This window comes from Novosphingobium malaysiense (genome assembly GCF_000802225.1).
GTDB lineage: Bacteria > Pseudomonadota > Alphaproteobacteria > Sphingomonadales > Sphingomonadaceae > Novosphingobium > Novosphingobium malaysiense.
The window spans coordinates 751158-768830 of sequence record NZ_JTDI01000001.1; the positions used below are offsets into that span (position 1 = coordinate 751158).

General features: G+C 64.4%; 15 protein-coding genes. 2 read left to right on the forward strand and 13 right to left on the reverse strand.

Features of this window, described 5'->3' with window-relative positions:
• Positions 1-130 precede the first annotated feature (130 nt).
• Positions 131-3043 carry a CHAT domain-containing tetratricopeptide repeat protein gene (locus LK12_RS03230; protein ID WP_197063445.1) on the reverse strand — a complete coding sequence of 971 codons (2913 nt, stop codon included), beginning with the start codon at positions 3041-3043 and terminating at the stop codon, positions 131-133.
• Between the two features lie 119 nt (positions 3044-3162).
• Here LK12_RS03230 and LK12_RS03235 point away from each other — a divergent pair, with 119 nt between their 5' ends.
• Complete coding sequence (locus tag LK12_RS03235; RefSeq protein WP_039279243.1) at positions 3163-5724, forward strand: cation-translocating P-type ATPase; 2562 nt, start codon at positions 3163-3165, stop codon at positions 5722-5724.
• A 3-nt stretch (positions 5725-5727) separates the two neighbouring features.
• Here LK12_RS03235 and LK12_RS03240 read toward each other — a convergent pair whose 3' ends face one another.
• The 11 genes from LK12_RS03240 to LK12_RS03290 all read right to left on the reverse strand — a co-directional run bounded on the left by LK12_RS03240 (position 5728) and on the right by LK12_RS03290 (position 16324).
• Positions 5728-6798 (reverse strand): sodium:calcium antiporter, encoded by a 1071-nt coding sequence (locus LK12_RS03240; protein ID WP_231568219.1) that lies wholly within the window; start codon positions 6796-6798, stop codon positions 5728-5730.
• 87 nt (positions 6799-6885) lie between these two features.
• Entirely contained in the window at positions 6886-7725 is an 840-nt protein-coding gene (locus LK12_RS03245; RefSeq protein ID WP_039279245.1) for a TorF family putative porin, read from the reverse strand.
• 269 nt (positions 7726-7994) lie between these two features.
• Positions 7995-9536, reverse strand: a complete 1542-nt coding sequence (locus LK12_RS03250; protein ID WP_039279248.1) for a SulP family inorganic anion transporter — start codon at positions 9534-9536, stop codon at positions 7995-7997.
• Positions 9533-10222, reverse strand: coding sequence for a carbonic anhydrase (locus LK12_RS03255; RefSeq protein WP_039280212.1), 690 nt, complete (start codon positions 10220-10222; stop codon positions 9533-9535). The genes LK12_RS03250 and LK12_RS03255 overlap by 4 nt, the downstream gene beginning before the upstream one ends.
• 127 nt (positions 10223-10349) lie before the next feature.
• Positions 10350-11675 (reverse strand): ATP-binding protein, encoded by a 1326-nt coding sequence (locus LK12_RS03260; protein WP_039279250.1) that lies wholly within the window; start codon positions 11673-11675, stop codon positions 10350-10352.
• Positions 11675-12400, reverse strand: a complete 726-nt coding sequence (locus LK12_RS03265) for a response regulator transcription factor (RefSeq protein ID WP_039280214.1) — start codon at positions 12398-12400, stop codon at positions 11675-11677. Before LK12_RS03265 ends, LK12_RS03260 begins: the two co-directional genes overlap by 1 nt.
• A gap of 430 nt (positions 12401-12830) precedes the next feature.
• Entirely contained in the window at positions 12831-13118 is a 288-nt protein-coding gene (locus LK12_RS03270; protein WP_039279252.1) for a hypothetical protein, read from the reverse strand.
• 396 nt (positions 13119-13514) lie between these two features.
• Positions 13515-14276 (reverse strand): helix-turn-helix transcriptional regulator, encoded by a 762-nt coding sequence (locus tag LK12_RS03275; RefSeq protein WP_082010320.1) that lies wholly within the window; start codon positions 14274-14276, stop codon positions 13515-13517.
• A gap of 244 nt (positions 14277-14520) precedes the next feature.
• Positions 14521-15264, reverse strand: coding sequence for a hypothetical protein (locus LK12_RS03280; protein WP_039279257.1), 744 nt, complete (start codon positions 15262-15264; stop codon positions 14521-14523).
• Complete coding sequence (locus LK12_RS03285) at positions 15261-16004, reverse strand: hypothetical protein (protein ID WP_039279259.1); 744 nt, start codon at positions 16002-16004, stop codon at positions 15261-15263. Before LK12_RS03285 ends, LK12_RS03280 begins: the two co-directional genes overlap by 4 nt.
• Positions 16001-16324, reverse strand: coding sequence for a hypothetical protein (locus tag LK12_RS03290; protein WP_052223117.1), 324 nt, complete (start codon positions 16322-16324; stop codon positions 16001-16003). Before LK12_RS03290 ends, LK12_RS03285 begins: the two co-directional genes overlap by 4 nt.
• On the opposite strand from LK12_RS03290, the gene LK12_RS25270 reads away from it, so the two are divergent.
• Positions 16323-16445 carry a hypothetical protein gene (locus tag LK12_RS25270; RefSeq protein ID WP_269430632.1) on the forward strand — a complete coding sequence of 41 codons (123 nt, stop codon included), beginning with the start codon at positions 16323-16325 and terminating at the stop codon, positions 16443-16445. The genes LK12_RS03290 and LK12_RS25270 overlap by 2 nt on opposite strands.
• A gap of 54 nt (positions 16446-16499) precedes the next feature.
• On the opposite strand, the gene LK12_RS03295 is transcribed toward LK12_RS25270, so the two are convergent.
• Positions 16500-17603 (reverse strand): hypothetical protein, encoded by a 1104-nt coding sequence (locus LK12_RS03295; protein ID WP_039279263.1) that lies wholly within the window; start codon positions 17601-17603, stop codon positions 16500-16502.
• Positions 17604-17673: the final 70 nt, after the last annotated feature.

Here is a 17673-nt window from a genome sequence, read left to right on the forward strand (position 1 = left end):
CATGGTTTTCTTCTCGTCTCAGCAGGGAAGAAAGTCGAATTTCCAAAGCGGCAAGTCGTCAAGCAATCAGCTTCGGCTCATCGGCCTCGGAAACACGCCGCAAGCTGGTAGGACTCGCACCTTTTTCCGGCTATCGGCTCACCAGGATGAACGGGGCCCAGACGGCGGGATGATCGCTTCCCGGCACGCGCGCGTCGTCCATCAGGCCGAGCATCGCCGCGCGCAGGGCCTCTGCAGGGGGTTTTCCCCGTGCACTGCCGCGCACCGTCGCAACCGACAGCCGGGCCGCGGCATCGTCGCGCACCTGCCAGTGGGAAAGCAGCAACGATTTCGCCCCCGCATAGAGAAAGGCGTGGGCCAGCCCGGTATAAGCAGGCGCCGCCTGCGTGATGCCGGTTGCGGTGTTGCAGGCAGAGAGCACCACGAAGCGAGCGGAAATGTCGAGGTCCGCAATCTCCGAAGCCGTGAGCAACCCGTCGTCGTCGCGCGATGCCTTCTCCGGCGGGGTGAGCACGAGCGCCGGTTCGGCAAGACCGTAGAGTTCGCCGGCGATCAAACCATGGGTTGCAAACGCGAGCACCGAGTAACCGGCCAGATCCATCTGCCTGACCAGACCCTCGCGCGCATCGTCGCCAGTCAGCAACCTGGCCCGTGCCCCCGGAAACGCGGCGTGCATCCGCGCAAGCTCCTCGGCCGCGCCGGGAAGGGGAGGCAGATCGCGCAACGCATCAAGATCGACCTTGCCATTGCGAGACGGCCCTTCCGCAGCGCCCCTTTCGGCGGGGGCGCGCGCCAGGTGCGGCGCGCCGATACCCGCGAAGGTGGGGTACCTGTCGATGGCTGCGGAAGGCTTTCCCACAGCCGCCAGCGAAGCGGGCACCTCAACGCTCATCTCACGGATAAGCCAATGTACACGGCGCAAGTCCTGGGTGGCGCCAGAATCCGGCTTGCGCGTGACCAGTATCGAGAAGGGCACTTGTGCCAGCGCATCGGCGGCATCGACATAGAGGTGTTTCACATGCGCTTCCAGATCGCGGAACCGCTTCGGGAACAGGGCCTCGTACAAAGCATGGGACGCCGCCAGATCGAATGGAGGAAGATGATCCTGATCGGATAGCAGGGCATCGTCGATCGAATGGCGGATGGCAGCGACATGGGCACGCATTGCCGCCCGCCCACTCGGGCTGGTGGCCGACTGTGCCTCGTCCGGCGTGATCAGCATAAGCGTCGTGCGCAAGCGCGATGGCAGCGCGAGGAACACGGCATCGCCCCTGCCGAGTTGCGCCTGTACCTCTGCCAGCGCGAGCGGCCGCTGGGCGTTGAGCTGCTCGAAACCGGGCGCCACGCGCTGCAACTGATCGCGAGTGCGCCGTATTGCCGCACTGGCATCGGACATCGCGCGGCGCACTTCGGCAGCCGCATCCGATTTGCCCGCGGCCAGCAGCGACGTCAGTTGTACGTTGAGCGCCCTCAGATCTCGCTGACGGTCCTGCAATGCGCGCACGAGGTCTGCCGCTTCGCTGCCCTGCCCCGCCGCATTGCGCAACGCGACCTGCCCGCTTGCACGCGCGACGCTGTTGTAGGAGGCGAGCTGGAAGTAGCGAAAGGCGTCCGCCGTGCGCCCCGCATCCACGGCGGCCTGCGCGGCCCTGGCAAAGACATCGTAGAAGCTGTTGTCCATCGCCCCGAGGTCGGGCGCTTCGGCCGCTGCGTACATCTGCGGGACCAGTGCCTCTGCCGCGCGCGCGACGCGGGCAAAGCCCGCCTCCACCTGACCTGCGCGAATTTCCGCACCACCCAGGTAGACATCCGCGTGCATCAGGAGACGCGGGTCCGGTTCTGCCTGCTCTGCAAGGACCCGCCGGGCTTCGCGGTAAAGCGGCAAGGCGTCTCGATCGTGGCCGAGCCTTTCGCTGGCCATCGCCGAGACCATGGCCATCTGCGCCAGCACCTGGTGGTCCGCGGGCAGGCGCTCGCGGGCCATGGCAAGCCCGTCCCGCGCAATCGCCAAAGCCTCTTCATCCTCGCCCGCTTCCGCCGCGTAGTTCGCAGCGGCGAAATAATCGCGTACCTGTTCGGGCAGAGTGCTGCCATCATTCTGGCCCAGCGAGGCCAGCGTCAGCGCCTTGGCCTCCTCGAAATGGCCGAGTTTCGCCTGAGCCTTGGCAAGCGCCGAGCGCGCCTCGGCTGTCAGACGGCTGGTCCGACCCATCGACTGCGCGAGTTCGTCGATGGCTTGCCGGGTCACTGGCACGGCTTCCGATGCCCGGCCGCCGTTGACCAACGCCTTTCCCAGCACTCCTCGCACGAACCCCGTATAGGGATGGCCGGGGTGATAGCGGTTGACGAGATCGACTGCCTGCTGCGCAAAGTCGATTGCCTTCTCCGGCCGGCCTGCAGCCGAGACAATGCCCGCCGCCGAGGCCAGTGTTATGAACAGATCGGGATCTTCGGGCGCCGTGGTGGCAAGCCGCATGGCGGCACCGCGTTCGATATTGTCCGCCGCCCTTTCCAGCCGCCCGCGTTCGTACAGCGCGTTGCCGAGATTGAAATAATTGGCCGCCAGCCGGTTGTCGTCGGCTCCATAGAGCCTGGCGCGAATGGCCAGCGCCCGTTGCTGCATCGCCACGTCCCGGTCGGCATGTCCCTGGGCACTGAGAAAGACGCCGAGGTTGGTCAGGGTCTCGGACATCATGTCCGTCTCCCCCAGACCTGCCCGCTCCAGCACGGCCACGGCGCGCTCCATTTCCACCTGACCGAGTTCGGGATGGCCGCGATAGTACATGGCGTCGGCAATCCGGCTGTAGGCCCTGGCGCGGACCACAGGATCGGAAGTGCCGTGCCGGTCTTCGAGCGACAGCACCGTGCGCCACGCCGCTTCCGCTTCGAGGGGGTGGCCGCTCGCGTCGACGGCTTCGGCCCGGTCCATCGCGGCCTGCAGGGCCGGGTTTTCGCCCTGGCCCGCCAGGGCAGGACAACCCGCAAGGGCAAGCAGCGGCACCGTTGCCCCGAAAACCGCCCGCCTGATCACCCTGCCCCGCACTGAAGGTCCCCTCTTCCCGCGCAGCCGAATCATAGACAATGCCGTTGCCCGGGCAACCGAATGCCCGGCAAGTGCCATCTTGATCCCGTCGCAAATAGCCAACACACTGCGCGCCTGCGATGACCGATAGCAACGCCCGTCCGACCTGCCAGGGACTTTCCCACGACGAAGCGGAGGCGCGCCTCGCGGCGGACGGGCCGAATGAACTTTCGGGAGCCAAGAAGCGCTCGATCATAGCGGTCGCAGCAGGAGTCCTGCGCGAACCCATGCTTCTGTTCCTGCTCGCAGCCGGCGCGATCTATCTGGTGCTGGGCGAACTGCACGATGCCCTGATCCTGATGGTGTTCGCCGGGCTCACCATCGTGATCGCCGTGGTGCAGGAGGCCCGGACCGAAAAGGCCATCGATGCCTTGCGCGATCTCTCGATGCCCCAGGCGACGGTCATCCGCGACGGTCGCCGGCAATCGATCCGTTCGCGCGACGTGGTGCGCGGCGATTTGCTGGTCCTGAGCGAGGGAGGACGGGTGGCGGCAGACGGATGGATCGTCGAGGCCGATACGCTCCAGGCCGACGAAGCGATCCTGACCGGCGAATCCGTGGCAGTGAGCAAGGCCGCACTGACCGGCGAGGAACCATCCGAAGTGCCCGTTCCCGGCGGGGACGGCATTCCCTATGCCTACTCCGGCACGCTCGTCGTGCGCGGTGCGGGGCTGATGCGCGTCCACGCCACCGGGCCGCGAACCCGCATCGGCGCCATCGGTCAGTCGCTGACGACGCTGGGCGACGAAACCCCGCGCCTCACGCTGCAGACCCGCAAGCTGGTGCGCTGGTTCGCTGCGGGCGGCATCGGCGTCAGTGTCCTGGCCATTCTGCTCTATGGATTCCTCCGGGGCGGCTGGGTCGACGCCCTGCTATCAGGCATCGCACTGGCCATGTCGCTGCTGCCGGAGGAACTGCCGGTAGTGCTCACGCTGTTCATGACGATGGGCGCCTTGCGCATGTCGCGCTCGCGCGTGCTGGCGCGAAAGGGAACCGCGATCGAGACGCTCGGCGCGGCGACCGTGCTGTGCACCGACAAGACCGGTACGCTCACGCAGAACCGCATGGAAGTGGAGGAACTGCGTCTGCCGGATGGCGCGGCCTTTCGCCCGGACGAAGATGGCGTCACCTTTCCGGAGCCGTTTCGCGGCCTCGCGCGGGCCGGCATTCTGGCCTGCCCCGAAGAACCTTTCGACCCGATGGAAAAGGCCTTTCATCAACTCGACAGCGCCTTTCCCGAAGTCGACCTGAAGGACCGGCAGGACAGCGGCTGGACGCTGCATCACCATTATCCGCTGGCGCCCGAACTGCTGGCCATGTCGCACGTCTGGACGAGCGAGGAGCAGGACGGCAAGTTCATTGCGGCCAAGGGCGCGCCCGAAGCGATTGCCGAGCTGTGCGGGCTGGCGGGTGAAGATCTGCGCGCCGTCGAAGCTTCGGTGGCGGATATGGCCGGGCGCGGCCTGCGCGTGCTCGGTGTCGCCGAAGCCTGCTGGGAAGAAGGCGCCCTGCCCGACAGCCAGCGCCAGTTCGATTTCTCGTTCGCCGGACTGGTGGGCCTTGCCGATCCGCTGCGCGAAAGCGTGCCCGATGCCGTGCGCACCCTGCAAAGCGCCGGCATCCGGGTGGTAATGATAACCGGCGACTATCCCGCGACCGCCGGGGCCATTGCCGACAAGGCCGGCATCACCAAGGGCGGGATCCTGGCCGGCGAAGACATCGCCGCACTCGACGACGAGGAACTGGCCGAAAGGATCGGCTCCATCGCCGTCTTCGCCCGCGTCATGCCCGAGCAGAAGCTGCGCATCGTTCGCGCCCTCAAGGCGGCGGGCGAAGTGGTCGCCATGACCGGCGACGGCGTCAACGACGCACCCTCCCTCAAGGCCGCCCATATCGGCGTCGCCATGGGCCAGCGCGGCACCGACGTGGCGCGAGAGGCCTCGTCGCTGGTCCTGCTCGACGACGATTTCAAGTCGATCCCCGTCGCGGTGCGGCTGGGCCGGAGGATCTACGACAACATTCGCAAGGCGACGGAATTCATCTTCGCCGTCCATCTGCCCATCGGCGGGCTCGCCCTCACGCCGCTGCTGACCGGATGGCCGATCATCCTCGGCCCCGTCCACATCGCCCTGCTGGAAATGATCATCGATCCCGTCTGCTCGCTGTCGTTCGAGGCCGAGCCCGAAGAAGTCGACATCATGCAGCGCAGGCCCCGCGATCCGGACAGCCCGCTGGTCACGCGCGCGCTGCTCAGGTGGTCGGTGATGCAAGGCTGCCTGGCCCTGGTTTTCCTCGTCACGCTGGCCGCATGGGCGAACTTCTCGGGCATGGCGCATGAACAGTTCCGGGCGACGTGTTTTGCCGGGCTGATCTGCGCGGTCCTGACGCTCGTCTTCATCAACCGTTCCTTCCGCACCGCAGGCGGTGACCACCGCGCGGGCCACAACGTGACGTTCGTGGTGATCCTGGGCGTCACGGGGCTGATCTATGCATCCCTGTTCCTTATCCAGCCGGTGGCCGACCTGTTCCACTTCGCGGTACTGGATCCCCGCAGCGTGGCCGCCGTCGCCGTCATGGTCGCGGTGCTAGCCACCGTGCTGGTACTGGCGAAGCGGCGCTTTGGTAGGCGTATCGTGCGGTGAGGCTCAGTGCCCGTGCAGGTAGATGGTGTAGGAACTGAGCAGATAGACGGCCAGAAGCGCCAGCCCGATCCAGCTTATCACGCCGAAAAAGCGGTTTCCGGGGCGGTAGAGCAGCGCCACGATCAGGATGCCGGCCATGATCGAACCGGCAAAGGCCGTCACGGCGTGGGCTGGCGACGCGGCAGCGAAAATCGATCCCTGACCGTAGGCGATGTCGTCGATGCCGATCACCAGAATGGCGAACAGGTTGCTGCCGAGCAGGTTGCCGATCGCCATGTCCGCCGAGCCCAGCCGCAACGCCATTACCGTGACCACGAGTTCGGGAATCGAAGTGGCGGCGGCGACCAAGAGCGTGCCGACGAAGGATGTTTTCCATCCCATCGCATCCGCCAACGCCAGGCCCGCGAACGGCAGCCATGCACCTGCGGCGGCAACCACCAGCGCGGCCAGCACATATTGCTGCACGGCCCGCCCCAGCGTCTCGCCCTCGACGGCCTCGTACGTCTCTTGCGCAAGGGCCTTCGGGCGCTGCTCGTAGTGGAACGCGGCCCGCATCGCGATCACATAGAGCAGCAGGAGAAGCGGCGAATAGAGGCTGACGTGACCGATGCGGAAATCGAAGCCTTCGCGAACGACCAGAAGCAACGCTCCCACGAATCCGATCAGGATGACACCGAATCCCGCAGTGAGGATGTGCCCCTGATCGACCCGCCTCCACACCGCCTCATCGCGGGAAAGCGCATCCAGCACGACCACCATGACCAGATTGAACAGGCAACTTCCCAGGGCATCGCCCATGGCTATGTTCGGGGCATTCGCTAGGGCGACTGAACTGATGCCGGTGTAGAGCTCGGGCAGCGAGGTGGCCGTGGCCAGCATGATGAGGCCCACCCAGCCCTGGGACATGCCCGAAAGACGGGCGATGGCATGGCCGCTGCGGGTCAGCTGCGGACCCGCGACCGCAATCACCGCCATGCATGCGAAGAATTGGAGCCACGCCACCACCATGCCGGCATCATAGCCGAGGGAAACTTTCGCGACAGCGTCAAAGGCGACAAAATCTCCCTTCGGCATGGCTGCAACGAAGAACGCCCGGCCTCCCCAGGGAGCCGGGCGTCCAGAGCGCGGCGAAGACGCCGCTGGTACTGACCTGTGGGCCGGTCAGAATCCTGCGGATAGCGAGAAGACGACCGTCGAACCGGCAATCGACGAGCCGTTCTTGCTCGACGAGAAGTTCGGCTGCAGGTACGCCGTTTCGGACTTCGACAGATCGGTGTCGATGTAGGCCACGCCCAGCGTGAGCGGTCCGAGCGCGTAATCGGCACCCAGCATCCAGTCGACGTACTTGCCGGTCGGCGCCGGGCTGGTGCCCCAGGGGCCGAGGCCCGGGTTGCCGTCGGAGAAACCGATGTGGCCCTTAACGGTCAGCCCGGTGTTGGGCACGCCGACACTGGCGTCGGTCCAGATGTAGAGGTTGTCGCCCTTGTCGCCCGGGTTGTCATAAGCGACCGAAGCGGCGCTGTTGTACCAGGTTCCGAGCGCTTCCTGCTTGGGAGCATAGGCCACGCCGACCAGGATGTTGGCCGGGCCGATGTCGCTGGAGACCTTCACGTAGGGCTCGGCAAAGTCGGTGGTGTCGAGGCCGCCCGGGAACATGTACCAGGTCAGACCGACATCGAGGTTGAGGCCACTGGCGATTTCGGTGGCAAAACCGCCGTAGATGTCGAGTTCCATGTTGGAACCGCCGAACGTGCCCCAGCCCGAGAGGTTCGAGGCCCAGGTGCCGATGTAAAAGCCGCTCTCGTGCGAGACGTCGATACCGCCCTGCACCGCCATTTCCTTGTCGGTCATGGAAACGCCGCGGAACCGGTAATCGGTCACCAGGGTGGCGCTGCCCGAAATCGTGATCGAATCGGGTATTTCCTGCGCGGAAGCGGGAGAAGCAACAGCAAGACAAGCCGCAGCGAGACCTGCGGCACCTGCAAGCAGACGAGTTTTCATATTCGGAACGCCCTCATGTTGGTGTGATTATTCACGTTCCTTCCTGCGACCGGAGCGCCGAAGTCTGCTCGCCGGCGACTTCGTATCACTCCGGCCCATCCCGCCTACGCAAACGGTTTTTCGTCTTCCTTGCTGCCCTGTGACGAAGTGTTTCCAGCCCACCCCGCGATCAGTGCCCGAAAAGAAAGCCGGGCGGACACGCACCGCGTATCCGCCCGCAAGGTTGGGGGGCCGGACGTGAGGGTGACCGGCCTCCAGGTGAAAGGTTGTCAGGTAGCGACCGGCAGCGGACGCAGAATGGATGCATCCCCGGTGACGCGATCGCTATGACCGCTCTGACGGCGACGATGGATCCATTCGCTCAGGGTTTCCGCCGTGGTGTGATCCATCGCCTTGACCTTGCCGAGATCGAGGTGGACCGGTCGGCCCGCGGGCTGGCGTTCGAGAGCGGCGTTGAGCCGCGTCAACCCGAGGAACGTCGCGGCGCCTTCGAGTTCCAGACGATTTTCCTCTTCGCCGTCATGCTCGTCGACCTTGAGGCGCAGGTGCCTGACGTGCGGCAGCAGTTCGACCACCGTGAGCGCGAGGCCCACAAGCACGCCGGTCAGAAGATCGGTCGTCACCACAAGGATGAACGTCACGGCCCAGACGGCTGCGGGAAGTATCCCGTGCGCGTTGAACAAGTGGCGCACATGCTTGAGGCTCACGAGCTTCCAGCCTGTTACCACCAGGACACCGCCCAGCGCCGCCATCGGCACTTCGGCAAGCAGCCAGGGCAGGAGCGCCACGAAGCCCAGTATCCATGTGCCGTGCATGATCGTCGAGAGCCTGGTCCTGGCGCCAGCCTGCACATTGGCGGAACTGCGGACGATGACGCCGGTCATCGGCAGCGCGCCGACGAGGCCGCACAGCAGATTACCCACGCCCTGCGCACTCAGTTCCTTGTCGTACTTCGTGCGCACGCCATCATGCATGCGATCTACAGCGGCCGCCGAAAGCAGCGTCTCTGCACTGGCGATGAAGGCGATGGCAAGCGCCGCCACGATCAGCGCCGGGCTCGCCAGCGGGGCGAACCATTCCATCGACGTCGGCAACGCAAAGGCGGCTCCGATCGACTGAGGCACCTGGATGCGCGCAACGTCGAGATTCATGCCCCACGCGATCGCCGTGGCAGCGACCACGCCGAGCAGGGCACCGGGAACCAGCGACATCGACTTCGGACGCATCTTTTCCCAGCCGATCATGATGCCGATGGTCAGCAGTCCGAGCGCAAGCGCCAGTTCGGTCGCGGCGACGTCGCTGAAGTCCAGGCCCAGCACGCGTGCCGGCATCATCGCCATGTTCTCGATGCCGCTGGAAAGCGGTTTGGCGTCGAACAGGATGTGGAACTGGCCGATCACGATCAGGGCGCCGATACCCGCCAGCATGCCGTGCACTACTGCCGGGCTGATTGCACGAAACAGACCGCCCAGCTTGAGCGCGCCCGCGACAAGTTGCAGCACGCCGGCAAGAAGCAGCACCGGCCCGAGCGCTTCCAGACCGTTCTCGCGAACGAATTCGAAAACGATGACGGCAAGGCCGGCCGCCGGTCCGCTGACCTGAAGCGGCGAACCGGCAAACGCACCCACGACGATGCCGCCGATTATGCCGGTCACCAGCCCCTTTTCGGGCGGTACGCCGGAGGCGATGGCGATGCCCATGCACAGCGGCATCGCCACCAGGAACACGACGATCGACGCGGTGAAGTCACGGCTGAAATGGGCGAAGAGACCGCTGCGCTCCTCACCCGATGCAGCGAGCGTAGCGCTCATTCGGCAGCCTCCGCGAATTCAGTGGCGATACGCGCGCGCGCGGCCAGAGCAACCGGCAGGTCGCGGTCCTCGCGCAGCGGCACGAACTCGCCGGTATCACCGTCGAGCCCCAACACCTGGCCTGCGTGGATATCGACGAACCAGCCGTGCAGCGTCATCTCGCCGCGGGCAATCGCCGCTGCCACCGACGGATGGGTGCGCAAGTGGGCGATCTGCGAAATGATGTTCTCGAGGCTGATCGCGCGCACGCGATCCTTGCCCGCAAGGTCGCCATGGCAGGTGCTGACGATATGCTCGGCCGCCGCGCCGTGGCGCAGCCATGCGGCGACATTGGGCATGGCCTCCAGTCCCGTCGGATCGCTCAACGCCTTCATCGCCCCGCAATCGGAATGGCCGCACACGATGATGTCGCGCACGCCGAGGGCAGCGACGGCATATTCTACGGTGGACGTGACCCCACCGTTCATGGTGGCATAGGGGGGGACGATATTGCCCGCATTGCGGCACACGAACAGGTCGCCCGGCTGGGCCTGCATGATCTGCTCGGGCACGATGCGCGAATCCGCGCACGAGATCATCAGCGCCTTGGGTTCCTGCCCATGCGCGGTTAACTTGCCGAACAGTTCGCCGTTGGCGGGAAATATCGATTTCTCGAAATGAAAAACGCGGCCGATCAATTCATTCACGTCGGTCACCCTTGTCTTGATCAAATCCGGCGGCCCTGTGCCGCCAGCGTTGACCGAGAATTAGATGCCGCGATTTTCCTTCATCGTTCGCGAACGTTACGAAGTTTTGCTGCAGCGCAGCGCCGGTTCAATTGGGCGCGAGCGGCAAGCGTATCGTCGCGCGCAGTCCGCCTTCGGGACGATTGCGCAAGTCCAGCGTGCCGTTCTCCATGCGCACGGCCTTGCGAACGATCGGCAGGCCGAGCCCCATTCCCGCGGTATCGCGGGCACGCGACGTATCCAGCCGCACGAACGGCTGAAGCGCATCGGAGATGCGGTCCTCCGGGATACCCGGCCCATCGTCATCGACGATGATCTCGGCTGCCCCGCCGTCCTGACGCACATGGACACGGGCATTGCCGCCATAATGGATCGCATTTTCGATGAGGTTGGACAGAGCCCGCCGGATGGCGACCGGCCGCACGCAGACGACGAGGCTGGAGGCACCGGAATACGTCGCATCGGCGCCGTGATCGGCCGCAGTATCGACCAGGGTTTCCGCCATGACCGCGATATCGGTGCGCTCGGGCCGAATGTTGCGCCCGTCGCTATCGACGTAGGCCTGCAGCGATTCCAGCAGCATCCGCATCTCGACGATGTCGTGATTGAGCCCTTCACGCACATCCGAATCGAGAGTGCTGTCGTCGAGCCGAAGCTGCATTCGGGACAACGGCGTCTTGAGATCGTGACCGATCGCCAGCATCGTCTGCGTGCGATCGAGCAGCGACTGGTGGATGCGTTCCTGCATCTCGTTGAGCGCGCGGATCAGGCTGCGCAATTCGTCCGGCCCGCGTTCGGGCACCGGGCTCGGGGGCCCGGAGCCCAGTTGACGTGTCGCTCCTATCAGGTTGCGCAGCGGCTTGAGCGTCGCCCGCAAGAGGACCCAAGCCAGCACGATCAGCAGCAGGGTCGGCAGCAGCATGCTGACAATGCGTCCGGCCGTAAGCGTCCAGGCGGCGTGGGCATGGGTATGAAAACGAAGGAGACTGCGATCCGAAAGTTGCAGCGAGCCGCCGATGTTGCCCTTGCCGGGCAGCTCTTCCAGGTGCAGTTCGAGATCCGCATAGGCGAGTTCGGGCTCGATCTCGACCACCTGCGCCCGCAAGTTGGCAAGGCCAAGCGACCCCCGCTGCCTTTGTCCCGGCGCCATCCACTCCAGAGAAAACCGGTCCGTGCTCAAGGCGTCGGCCAGGGCTTCGCGCCTGTCCGGTTCGGCCCGCTCGAGCATACGGGTGGACAGCACCAGATTTTCGGCGATCCGCTCGGCATCGTCGCGCCGCAGCTCGAAGGAATTGGCACGGTCGAAAAGCACCGAATTGGCGACGAAATCGACGATGATGACCAACAGCAGGATTCCGAGCAGCCGCTCGGGCAGGCCCAGCCGCCGGAACATCGCAACGAAGCGTCCGGCCATCAGCCGCGGGTCACTTCCGCCCTGAACATGTAGCCTACGCCGCGGACCGTGACGATCGGCGGTTCGCTGCCTTCCGCCTGCAACTTGCGGCGCAAGCGGCTGACCAGCACGTCGATGCTCCGGTCGGAACTGTCTCCGATGCGCGAACGGGAAAGCTCCATCAGGCGCTCGCGTCCCAGGACACGCTGGGGATAGCCCAGAAACGTGGAGAGCAGATCGAACTCCGCCCCGGTCAGATCGACGATCGCACCATTCGGCGAGCGCAGCTCGCGCCGGGCCAGGGAAACCTGCCATCCGTCGAAGCGGACGAGATCGGATGCTCGCCCATCGGCCGCACCCTCCTGCCCCGTTTCGCTTCCACCGCCCCGGCGCAGGACGGCACTGACGCGGGCGGCCAGTTCGCGCGTGCTGAAGGGCTTGGCCAGATAGTCGTCCGCACCCAGTTCGAGACCCAGAACCCGGTCCTCCTCGCTTCCACGGGCGCTGACAAAGATGATCGGAACGTCGCTTTCTCGTCGCAATCGCCGGAACAGGTCGAATCCGCTCGTACCCGGCAGCATGATGTCCAGGACGATGAGTTGCACCGTGGCTTCCCGAAGCGTGACCCACATTTCAGCGCCGGTCGCCGCGGTCAGCACATTGAAGCCGCTCTGGCGCAAGGCGCGCGCCGTCAACGTCCTCAATGCACCATCGTCCTCGACCAAAAGAATGGTTGGCGGGGTCATCATGGGGTCGTGCGGAGATTTGAGTGTAGGAGCGAGCGTCATCGTCTCTTTACTGGTTTGGCCTCATATAGGTGCGAGGGCGCGGTCAGGCAAACCGCACCCATCGCATCGGATTGCTTTTTTTCATGCCGCAAGGTGGCTCGAGCACCACGTTCGCTGCGTGTTCGATCCACCACGCGAAAAAGGCCCGCCACTTCGGCCGGAGCCAGCGTGCCGGTGATGGAACCGCCATGTTCGTCCTTGAAGCGGAGCCGCCATGGCTCGCGACTTCGCGGGCGACACGCCTCCGCGACTTACTCCACCACCTCGTAGGGAATTTCGAAAACGAAGCGGGCGCACCGACGTGGAGGATGCAGGCACATCCTGCACGCCCGGACAATCGCCCTGCCAGTGCTCGGCAATCAGAATGTCCGCCTGCTCCAGACGCCCGTCACTCCGACACCCCCGCCGCCTTGGCATCATTGGCATCGGCAAACGTGCGCATCGCGCGCTGTTCTTCCTTGGCCTGCACCAGAAGATGACGACAAATGCGGCTCTTCGTCGGATCAGGATGGCAAGCGGCAGGCAGATTGGCGGTCTTGCGCTCTGTGCCGCGCTCCGGAAGCGCCGGGTGGCCCTTGAGACTGCGCAGCGTATCGGCGCCATAGGCGGCCGTCGGTGCCGATGCAGGTGCGGGGGCAGAAAGACCTGCAACAGCGAGAAGAATGGCCGAAATCATGACGGTCTCCATTTGCGAACGTGTTGTCGCTAATTAGGAGCCGCTGCGTTTCGCGCCTTGTTCGAAACCGTAACGAAGTGTTTCCCACGGTTGGAAGTTCGGCAGTTTGCTGCGGGTACGGCGCTCGAAGCAGAGCGCCAGGCGCATTCCGGTCTCACCGCAAGAGCGAGACGCAGGGCCGTCTTGCGCCATGCGACACAGTTGTAAACCGGCCACCCCCACGGCATAAGTGCAGTTGTCCGGGACCCATGGTTCCGGGCAGACGAAGTTGTCACACAGCAACTCAGTCTTTTCGGGGCGCGTCGAAGCTGCAACTTCGGCGCGCCTTAGCTTTATCCTGGTCGACTCTCTTCCGGCTGCGCGGCGTTCGTCGATCGTCGGCTGCCGACGGTTTTGTCATCCCGCGCTGAATGCGGTGGCAATGCGTATCAATTGTACCTGCGTGTTCACGCCCAACTTTCCGTAGAGCCGTCTGATGTGTGTTCGCACGGTGTTGATCGATACACCCAGGCGATCCGCGATCTTGGTCGGTGTCTCAAGTCGAACCAAGGCGTCGATCACGTCGCATTCGGCCGGGGTAAGACCAAACTGTTTCGACATGCCGCTTGTGCTGGACCTGTACGGCGGGTGGGACAGGATGAATTCCGCGTAAATCGCCGTGTCGGCATGCAGGCGTCCGCGCCAGGCGTTCATGACGACCCACCAGTCCTCCTGCGCTCCGCTGACCAGGAACCGGGATGGTTTCCGGCCTACGCTATGAAGCCATTCCTGGCAGGCAACCGGATCGTTGGCCCGTTCGAAACAGAGCGCCCCATCTGCGATCACAACAGGAAATTGAGGCTCCAAAAGCGCCAATGCCACTTCGCTGGCCCAGAGCACCTGGCGCTCGTCGTTCACGACGAGTCGAGCGCGTAGTCCTGATCCCAGAAAGCCGTGCGCAATCTGCGGAAAAATGCCTTCGCCCCATTCCAGCATTTCCGTCCGAATCGCTTTTTCGCGGTCAGCCTGGCTGGATTTCCTCCAGTTCGACCCCGTATTATTCGTACCCTTCCACCGTGGCCGGCCGCCCGATGTCGCGCTGCCGGGCGAGTTGGACGCACTGTCGCCTAACGCGGCATCCGTACAATAATCATCGCCGGTGTCTGCAACCACCGTCATGTTTGCCCCTCCAAACTTTCGGCTCTCGCTGCTGCCACAAAACTGCAACGAACCCCTTTTTCTGCCTTCTCGGTGATTACCGTACCTGGGTCAATAGTTCTTATGTTTCCTATGTTTACGTGTAGACCGGAACAGACCTTGCGATAGCAAGGCGCCAACGCCGATGCCCCGTGCGGACGCTGGTGGCGGCTGTAAATCCTGATCGGGGCGTGCTTGCCCTCGAGAAGCGCCAGGTCGTCATATTTCATGGCCCCGAAGGAGGCGGCACGTCCACGATCAGCGATTGCAGGACTTCCTGAAGACTCTGCGGAACCGGACTGGCAGGTTCGGCCGGATCGGTGCGCGTGTCGCTGGAGCCGACGTGTTGTAGCGCGGTCGCAGCCAGCTGCTGGGCCGTCGGATCATCCGGATCGATCGTCAGCAAGTCGGACTGCTTGGCACTGGCGGAAACTTTCCTCTCCCGCAGTTCCTGCTGCGCCAGCAGTTTCTGCTCGGCTGAAAGACGCGGCGCTTCGGTTGCGTGGAATTCGTCACTGCGAAGTTCCAGAATCCTTTGGCATTGAGCATCGCTTTGCGCTGTCCGTGCCTGGGGATCGCACGCGTCGTGGCCGGCTACAGGCGATACCGGCTCTGGCTTGCTGTCCTTCCGTCCGGAAATCGGAGCGATCGCCTTGCCCCGCTCGTCTTTTGCGCGCACGACCTGGTCGGTCGAGCCGGTTTCGCCAGGGGATGCCAGTTGCGTCAGGTCGGTGCCGCCTTCATCACGATGCGGCGCTTCTGCGACCGTTATCTTGCGATCCTGCTCCGCTACCGACGTGTGATCGAGGGGCGGCGCCTCGCTTATCTGCGTCATTACGGTGCGGTCCTCCCGCTCCTTACTGACCGCGAAGTCGTCCAGCCGAACCTTGTCCCCTTGGTTCGGCGCCGTGTACGGAGCGGCGGCAAGCGCCAGACCGGCACCGACAGACAAGGCGAGCAGGGAAATCATCGCGACTGGGTTATGGCAATTGCCGCTCCGCCTGTTTGACTGATCGCAAGATCCGACAGGTTATCGCCAGTCTGCGTCCAGTTCAGTTGATTGTTACCTCCGGTCTGGCTCGCAGTCATGGCGTTGCCGGAGCCTTCCTGAACCAGCAATGCCTGGTTGTTGTCACCCGACTGCGCCAGCGCCATCGAATTGCCGTTGCCGAGCTGCGTTGCAACAATGCCGCTACCAAGATCGCCGCCCTGCTGGTTGAACAGCATCGAGTTGCCGTTGCCGGTCTGCCGAAGCAGCGCCACTTGTGTGGACCTGCCCGACTGCGCGAGTTCGGCTGCGTTGTCATCCCCGCCCTGCACGATCTGCGCATAGTGCGCGCCCTCGTCCGATTGGCTGGCACTGGCGCGGTTGCGAGCACCATCCTGGTCGATGCGGGCATATTGGGTGCTGGTCGTTTGCGATATGCTGGCGTTCCCGCTTTCACCGACCTGAATGATGAAGGCGCCACTGTCATTGCCCGGGCGACCGATGGCGAATGCATCGGGTTGCCGGTCGTAGCTTACCTGCTCGTGGTACGCATTGCCTTGCTGGCCCGTATTGCCTTCGTTGCCATTGCAGGGATTGCCCGTCCCGACACCGGGACCGGTTGCGCACGGGTCTCCGGACGCCGGATTATCGGTGTCCGCCAGTAGCGGTGAGGCCGCGAGCGCCAGGGAAGCGAGAAGTGTGCTGGTCAAAATCGCTTTCATGTTCCGTCCTTCCGCTGCGGTCCCTGGCGGACCACCACGCGATTGCCGCGACCGCTTTGACGAACCGTCGCGGAGTTATCCGAACCGCCCTGGGTCAATTCGGTATCGTTGCAGGCGCCGTCCTGCGCAATCTTCGCATCCGCGGCAGCGCCGGACTGGGAAATGGCAAGCCTCTCGCCTGATCCAGATTGCACCGCGAGCGCCGCGTTGTCTCTCCCGTGCTGCTCGACACGGATCGTCCCGTCCGGGTCATTGCGCACGATGGTCGCAGTGTTTCCGGTGCCACTGCGAATGACGGTGGTCTTTCCGCTGTCGGTCATGGCGCTGTCCTGCCTGCAAGCCGAGGAACCGGGAGCCGATGTCGCCGGTGCCGCTGACAATGCCGCGGAGACGGCGATCGATATGGCGGTCGCATGCATCGGCTTCTTCCTCACTTCCTGAAACGTAATCAAGGGAAGGGGGAACGGTCCGCTCCCCCTTCCCGAGTAGGGCTGCTTACGGTGCGACGCCCTGCGTTACCGTCGCGAGGTTGCCCGTGCCGTTCTGCGTGACGGTCGAGCTGTTGCCGTCCGAGTACTGCGAGACGGTCGCCGTGTTGCTGGTGCCGCTCTGGGTGATGTAGCTCGCGTTGAGATCGCCGCCCTGGACGAGCGAGGCGTCGTTGCTGTGCCCGTCCTGCGAGATCGACGAGTAACCGTTCGTACCCGACTGCCTTACGTCTGCGACGTTTTCCGACGCCGCGGGAGCGCCAAGGGTGTTGGTCTGATAGATGTCGCTTTCGTTGGAGGCACCGGACTGGCTGACGTAGGCCGTCATCTGGCGCGCCGGACCGACCGGAGGAGCATCCGCAGTCTGCGTCACGACGCTGCGCTGGTTGTCGCCCGCCTGATCGACGTAGGCTGCGGCATTGTTCGCGCGGCCGGTCTGATTGATCTCGCTGTAGCTGTCGTTGGCGATCTGGTTGACCTGCACCAGCCCGAAGTTGGCGCTCTGCGTCACATAGCTGTCGTTGCTGTTGCCGCTCTGCGAGATGCCCACGTTGCCCACGTCGGAGGCATCACCGGCCGTGTTGGCAGCACCGGTCTGGCTGACCGAGCTGTAGTTGAGATCGCCCGACTGCAGCAGGTTCAGGTTGCTTTCGCTGCCCCGCTGATCGGCATCGGAGATGTTGCCGTTACCGGACTGGACGACCAGCGCCTGCTGGCTGGTGGTCTGCGTGGAGGCGGTCTCCGGACGACCCTGCGAAAGCGTGGAGCTGTTGCTCGAACCGCTCTGGACGACGTCGGCCACTGCTGCGCCCGAAGTCTGTTCGACCGAGGAGATGTTCTCGTTGCCGGTCTGCGCAACATTCGCAGTGCCGCCCGCGTCCACATGCTGCAGGACGGTGGACTCGTTGTCGTCGCCCGACTGGTCGATGTTCGCGATGGCATTGTCCGCAAGCTGGTCGATGTCAGAGCTGTTGCCGCTGCCGCTCTGCAAAACACTGGCCTGGTTCGACGAGCCCTGCTGGTTGACGTCGGAGCCATTGCTCTGGGCCATGGCCGGTGCCGCGGCAAGGAGGGCCGCAACCGAAGCGGTCGCTAGAAAGAGATTCTTCATGTTTCAATATCCGTCATTTCGAGATTGATCGGCGGACGGCGATGAACGCCGCCCGCCACGGGGTGTCTCG

Coding starts and splice junctions, on each gene's coding strand:
- LK12_RS03235 (WP_039279243.1), top strand. CDS start 3,163: ATGACCGATAGCAACGCCCGTCCGACCTGCCAGGGACTTTCCCACGAC.
- LK12_RS03240 (WP_231568219.1), bottom strand. CDS start 6,798: ATGCCGAAGGGAGATTTTGTCGCCTTTGACGCTGTCGCGAAAGTTTCC.
- LK12_RS03245 (WP_039279245.1), bottom strand. CDS start 7,725: ATGAAAACTCGTCTGCTTGCAGGTGCCGCAGGTCTCGCTGCGGCTTGT.
- LK12_RS03250 (WP_039279248.1), bottom strand. CDS start 9,536: ATGAGCGCTACGCTCGCTGCATCGGGTGAGGAGCGCAGCGGTCTCTTC.
- LK12_RS03260 (WP_039279250.1), bottom strand. CDS start 11,675: ATGGCCGGACGCTTCGTTGCGATGTTCCGGCGGCTGGGCCTGCCCGAG.
- LK12_RS03265 (WP_039280214.1), bottom strand. CDS start 12,400: ATGACCCCGCCAACCATTCTTTTGGTCGAGGACGATGGTGCATTGAGG.
- LK12_RS03270 (WP_039279252.1), bottom strand. CDS start 13,118: ATGATTTCGGCCATTCTTCTCGCTGTTGCAGGTCTTTCTGCCCCCGCA.
- LK12_RS03275 (WP_082010320.1), bottom strand. CDS start 14,276: ATGACGGTGGTTGCAGACACCGGCGATGATTATTGTACGGATGCCGCG.
- LK12_RS03280 (WP_039279257.1), bottom strand. CDS start 15,264: ATGATTTCCCTGCTCGCCTTGTCTGTCGGTGCCGGTCTGGCGCTTGCC.
- LK12_RS03285 (WP_039279259.1), bottom strand. CDS start 16,004: ATGAAAGCGATTTTGACCAGCACACTTCTCGCTTCCCTGGCGCTCGCG.
- LK12_RS25270 (WP_269430632.1), top strand. CDS start 16,323: ATGGCGCTGTCCTGCCTGCAAGCCGAGGAACCGGGAGCCGATGTCGCC.
- LK12_RS03290 (WP_052223117.1), bottom strand. CDS start 16,324: ATGACCGACAGCGGAAAGACCACCGTCATTCGCAGTGGCACCGGAAAC.
- LK12_RS03295 (WP_039279263.1), bottom strand. CDS start 17,603: ATGAAGAATCTCTTTCTAGCGACCGCTTCGGTTGCGGCCCTCCTTGCC.